The following is a 4,075-nucleotide window of genomic DNA, read 5'->3' as shown; positions in this document are numbered from 1 at the left end:
GACAGCGTTAGCGAATACGCGAGAAAGGCCATTTAAGCTGCTGCCAATATGAGTTATTGATTGTCTCGTGACGCAAGCCTACTTCGCCTGATCGAGGACCAGTTTTTGCATGATGAAACGTGCCAAACAAGTGATCCCACAGCAGGAATACTTCACCAAAATTGACCTGCGCATCTTCAAATTCTCGCTTGTGATGCCAGCGGTGCATTTCAGCGATGCCCAGCCACTTTGAGAATACCCCGAGTGTGTAATCAAGATTGGCGTGTTGAAATGCGAGATGAATGGTCATGAAGCTCATCCAGATGCCTAACGCCAGTGGATTCACTCCAAGTAGCATGAGCAGTATGAGGCTAGGCCCTGCAAGCACGAGTGCTGACACGGGGTGTCGTCTACCGCCGTTGAGCCAGTACAGTCGCTCCGCACTGTGATGAATTGCATGCAATCGCCACAAAGCACTCGATGCATGGCTTGCCCGATGCATAAGATAAAGACCCAAATCGAGTACTACGCCTGCCAGCAAGACCTGTAGCCACAACGGCCACGTTTGCGGCCAGATGCCCCAGGTATGCCCCAGCAAGGCTTGCAGTCCAAACCCGATGCCAACAGAAGTCTGAGTCAGGATGTAGCCGACGACGAGATGCACTGCATCAACCTTTGTGTCGTTGGCATGATCTTGGTTCCATTTTTGCTCATAGGGATTGATGCGCTCCATGATGGCAACTAACGAGATGGCTGCGAGCAAAAGGATGGACGAAAACTGTAAGAAGTGGATTCCCTTGGCTGCTAGCGTCAGCATGAGCAAGAGGGTACCTCCTGCGATAACTGGGTAAGCGGTGTATCGAACAACTTGGCGCATGTTTATTTTTCCATTCAAATGAATGGCGTAAAGAATAAAGCGCACTGAGAGCTTTGTCTTGAATGATTGAGCTAAGTAGCCAGCAAAGCGGCGACATCTCTTGGACTGATCCCGAAGTGCCGACGCATGGTGCGGCTCATATGCGCTGCATCAGAAAATCCAGCCGCATATGCCGCGTCACTCATGCTGTGACCCGCTTGCATATGGGTCATCGCTAGCAGCAATCGTCTCCAACGCAAAAAGGGCCTCACTGCCAGACCTGTGTGTTGTTTGAAACGATGCTGAAATCGGCTCAGTGATAGGCTCGATTGACTAGCCAATTCATGAGCTTGGAAGCCTCCATCGGTTCTGTCTTGAATAGTTTGAATAACTTGCGACATCAATACGTCGAGTTCTCGCGGCACGTGCTGATGATCGCACATGGAAAAACTTGATTCAATACATGCATTGAACGCGACTGACTCAAGCACTGAGGTTAAGGCCGACAATTTATGCTGCTCATCATATTGGAGTCCGACCAACGGCTGACCTGCCATACGTTTCTGAATAAGCCGCCCCGCATGAGAATCAGGCTCAACATAGATCAACATCGCCTTGCTTGAATCGGCTGCAAGCTGATGCAGTTGATTAGAACCAATGATAAAGCCGTGATGAGAATTCCATTCAGATTCAGGTGTCCATACAGAAATCGGTTTATCTGCAAATGCGATTTGTAGCGCGTGATGCGCATGTGGATGATTGTCGCCGATGCTTCCTTGAAACCATCCCCAACCTATATCTATGGCCATCCTGCCACGCCAAGCAGCGTGTAAATCGGAAACAGAGGAATGCAAAGAATGGATGGTCATGAGACATTTGATGGCCACTCAAAGCCGATTTCCACAAACCTTTCTTGGGATCGCGCATAAGCCAAGCCACCGTGCATTTTAGCTATCGCACTGACGATGGCTAAGCCTAGGCCGTGATGATTGTGCGAATTCTCTCTGGCTGTGTTGCTTCTGAAAAACCTTTCAAATACCTTATCAAGATCAGCAGCACAAATTGGGGTTCCAGAGTTGATGATGCTTACGCTTGCCCAGTCGCTTGCTTTAGTGGTCTTTTGTATGTTGATTTGAATTGTGGATTGCTTGTCCGCATAACGGATGGCGTTAGACAGGAGATTGGAAAGCGCGCGTTTGAACAGCCCAGCGTCCACCTTGGCTTGAACGTCACCTACAACAACTATGGACACATCAGCATTTTCTGCACTTGCATCGTAGTAGTCCGCGACAGACTGAGCTAGCGAAGCGATGCTTTCAACCCACTGCGTTCGCGCTAGTATGCCGCTATCGGCTCGCGACAAAAACAACATGTCATTGACGATGCCCGATATGCGTAATAACTCCTCTAAATTAGAAGCCAAAAAATCACTGTGCGTTTCTGTCATGCCCTGAGAGCGCAACGCAAGTTCGTGTGATGTGATCAGATTAGCGATGGGATTTTTTAGCTCATGTGCCACGTTGGCATTGAAGTGTTCCATTTGCTCATATGAATGCTGCAAGCGTACAAGCAAGCTGTTGAACTGCGTGACGAGTCCTTGAATTTCTTGTGGCTGAACCGAAGCATCCAAACGAGCATGCAAGTCAGTGATCGACAGGCCTTGTATTTGTTGTGTTAGCTGGCGTAGGGGTCTGAGACCAGAGCGGCTGATCCAGTAACCCGCCGAAGCAATTAGCATTGAGCCAAGCACTGACAATGCGATAAGCAGCCAAGCAAACTGCTCTTTTAGCTTACGGTCAGAACTGATGTCCAAAGACAGATCAACGCTGACAGCACCCCATCGGTTGGTGGGGATATCGAATCTTTCACTTTTCAACAAGGAGTTCGCTTCAAAACTGCGTTCCTTGTTGAAAACGATTCCCCCTTGCGCTGCTTGTATGCTGATACCAATGTCCGTTTTCACGCTCAGTAGATCAGTGAGCTTATGCACCAACTCAGCCGTTGATCCAAGCTGATCCGCTTCAGCAACCAAATGCTCAATGATCGCTAAATTCTGTCGCACTACAGTGCTTTGCTTGGCATCCAATTGCAGAGCAAGGAATTGGTAAACGACCACACACATCGCTGTCAGTGAAGTTACCGACAACAAGATTTGCCAAACCAATAGGCGCTTACTTAGACTTTTGAATTCAGGCATGAGGCGTAGCCTTAGCAGATTGAGCAATGCGCGGCTCTAAAACATATCCCATACCGCGCACGTTGTGAATCAGGGCAGATTCAAAGCCCTCATCTACCTTCAGGCGCAAGCGTCTGACTGCAACTTCCACGACATTGGTGTCACTGTCGAAATTCATATCCCAAACCTGCTGCGCAAGTTCAGTGCGAGAAATGATCTCTCCACTGCGTTGCATCAAAACCGTTAAGAGCAAGAACTCTTTTGAACTCAGGTCTAGGCGCTTGTCTTGGCGAAATGCTTTGCGTTTGACAAAATCCAGTCTCAAATCAGCCACCACATATTCGGTTGTCGAACTTTGTTGCCTTGATGGATTGCTACGCCGTAGCAAGGCTTGTACACGCGCAAGAAGCTCTGAAAACACAAAAGGCTTGGCCAGATAGTCATCTGCACCTGCGGTAAGACCTCGCACACGGTCTTCTACGCTGTTACGGGCGGTCAACATCAAGACGGGTAGTTGGTGTGTTTGCCTCAGTGCTGCAAGTACACCCATGCCGTCAATACCCGGCAAATTTCCATCCAAGATGAGTAAGTCATAGGGCATGGTCGTCACCTCGTGCAAGCCATCAATACCGTTATGAACTGCATTAGCTTGATAGCCCTCTTGGGTAAGACCCTGACACAAGTACTGTGCCAGCTTCTTCTCATCTTCAACAATCAAAATTTTCATACGATGCTTGGTGAAATTTTTAGCTTTGGAATATGACGAAACTGTCATTCTTTTGACAGTGGTTTGACTGAGTCAGTTGCGTAAAGTTCATTCCAGTGCAATGTCGCACGGGTCTCCTGCAGATGTTGGAGATATTACTTACCACTGTAGTCATCATGAAAGTTCGTTCCACTCTCTCACTCGCCATCCTTGCTACCTTCATGGCCTTGCCTGTCGTCAGCATGGCTTCTACCGTCTATCATCCAGCAAATACAGATGCTGGCTACACCATTCACTGGGATCATTTCAAGAGCACCAAAACTCGCGCTGAAGTCGTTTCGGAATTGGAAGCCGCCAT

At 48.5% G+C, this 4,075-nt stretch carries 5 protein-coding genes; 1 reads left to right on the top strand and 4 read right to left on the bottom strand.

The window, feature by feature from the left end; genetic code table 11:
• Positions 1 to 7: 7 nt before the first annotated feature.
• From KIH26_RS17050 to KIH26_RS16780, 4 genes are read right to left on the bottom strand one after another with little or no spacing between them, the layout of a single operon-like run.
• A complete protein-coding gene (locus KIH26_RS17050; RefSeq protein WP_213446845.1) occupies positions 8 to 901 on the bottom strand; it encodes a sterol desaturase family protein in 894 nt (297 codons plus the stop codon).
• A gap of 26 nt (positions 902 to 927) precedes the next feature.
• Positions 928 to 1,704 (bottom strand): helix-turn-helix domain-containing protein, encoded by a 777-nt coding sequence (locus KIH26_RS16790; protein ID WP_213446844.1) that lies wholly within the window; start codon positions 1,702 to 1,704, stop codon positions 928 to 930.
• Positions 1,701 to 3,032: a heavy metal sensor histidine kinase gene (locus KIH26_RS16785; RefSeq protein ID WP_213446843.1), complete on the bottom strand. Its 1,332-nt coding sequence runs from the start codon at positions 3,030 to 3,032 to the stop codon at positions 1,701 to 1,703. Before KIH26_RS16785 ends, KIH26_RS16790 begins: the two co-directional genes overlap by 4 nt.
• On the bottom strand, positions 3,025 to 3,738 hold the full coding sequence (locus KIH26_RS16780; RefSeq protein ID WP_213446842.1) for a heavy metal response regulator transcription factor: 714 nt from the start codon (positions 3,736 to 3,738) through the stop codon (positions 3,025 to 3,027). Before KIH26_RS16780 ends, KIH26_RS16785 begins: the two co-directional genes overlap by 8 nt.
• A gap of 155 nt (positions 3,739 to 3,893) precedes the next feature.
• Between KIH26_RS16780 and KIH26_RS16775 the strand changes: the two genes are divergently transcribed.
• Positions 3,894 to 4,075, top strand: a 182-nt coding sequence (locus tag KIH26_RS16775; protein WP_213446841.1) for a DUF4148 domain-containing protein, incomplete at its 3' end; no start/stop codon positions are given.

The sequence above is a fragment of the Variovorax sp. PCZ-1 genome, assembly GCF_018413605.1.
Lineage (GTDB): Bacteria > Pseudomonadota > Gammaproteobacteria > Burkholderiales > Burkholderiaceae_C > JANMDU01.
The sequence above is the reverse complement of the archived record's forward strand: the minus strand, read 5'-3'. Positions and strand labels throughout refer to the sequence as shown.

Coding starts and splice junctions, on each gene's coding strand:
- KIH26_RS16790 (WP_213446844.1), bottom strand. CDS start 1,704: ATGACCATCCATTCTTTGCATTCCTCTGTTTCCGATTTACACGCTGCT.
- KIH26_RS16785 (WP_213446843.1), bottom strand. CDS start 3,032: ATGCCTGAATTCAAAAGTCTAAGTAAGCGCCTATTGGTTTGGCAAATC.
- KIH26_RS16780 (WP_213446842.1), bottom strand. CDS start 3,738: ATGAAAATTTTGATTGTTGAAGATGAGAAGAAGCTGGCACAGTACTTG.